Genomic DNA, 1,057 nt, shown 5'->3' with positions numbered 1-1,057 from the left:
CGGGACGGCCGCCCCCGGCCACCTCCCGGTTCTCACCCCCGAACAGACGCGGCAGACCCCGCCGGGAACCCCGCGCGAGGTCGCGCCGGACGCGCTGGCCTACGTGCTCTTCACCTCCGGCTCCACCGGAACGCCCAAGGGGGTGGAGGTCGAGCACCGGGCCGCCGCGCACACGATCGACGTGCTCAACGCCGTCCTGGACACCGGCACCGGCGACCGCACCCTCGCGCTCGCCGACTACGGCTTCGACATGTCGGTCTTCGACCTGTTCGCGCCGCTGTCGGCGGGCGGCGCCGCCGTCCTGGCCGACCCCGGGACACGGCGCGAGGCCGAACACTGGGTCCGGGCCGCCTCGGACGCGTCGGTGACCGTCCTCAACTGCGTACCGGCCCTGCTGGACATGCTGCTGTCGGCGGTCGAGTCCGGCATGGCGCCGATGCCGCCCCTGCGCGCGGTCCTGCTCGGCGGCGACCGCGTCGCCCCCGGCCTGCGCGAACGGCTGCGCGCCCTCGCCCCCGAGTGCCGGTTCCTCGCCCTGGGCGGCATGACCGAGGCCGCCATCCACTCCACCCTGCTGGAGGTGGACCGGGCCGACCCGGCCTGGGCCTGCGTACCCTGGGGCCGCCCGCTGCCCGGCGTGCTGTGCCGCGTGGTCGACGCCCAGGGGCGCGACCGCCCCGACCTGGTCGCCGGTGAGCTGTGGGTGGGCGGCGCTGGACTGGCCCGCGGCTACCGGGGCGCCCCCGACGCCACCGCGGACCGCTTCGTCACCTCCGGCGGTCGGCGCTGGTACCGCACCGGCGACCTGGCCCGCTACGCCCCCGACGGAACCCTGGAGTTCCTGGGCCGGGCCGACCACCAGGTCAAGGTGAACGGCGTGCGCGTGGAGACCGGCGAGGTGGAGGCGGCCCTGGCCGCGCACCCGGAGGTGTCCCAGGCGGTCGCGGTCGCGCTCACCGAGCCCGCGCCCCGCCTGGCCGCGGTCGTCGTTCCCCGGGAGTCCGAGGAGGCCGCCGCCCTGGCCGGGGCCGCGGCGGAGCACGCCCGCACCCTTCTG

Annotated in this window: 1 protein-coding gene; it reads left to right on the top strand. The window is 77.4% G+C overall.

Going from position 1 to position 1,057, the window contains the following annotated elements; translation table 11 throughout:
- On the top strand, positions 1 to 1,057 hold a 1,057-nt coding region (locus tag DQW06_RS18820), incomplete at both ends, for an AMP-binding protein (protein WP_157983488.1).

Source organism: Nocardiopsis sp. TNDT3 (assembly GCF_003427465.1).
GTDB lineage: Bacteria > Actinomycetota > Actinomycetes > Streptosporangiales > Streptosporangiaceae > Nocardiopsis > Nocardiopsis dassonvillei.
Note: the sequence above shows the minus strand (reverse complement) of the source record. Positions and strands in the feature narration are given on the sequence as shown.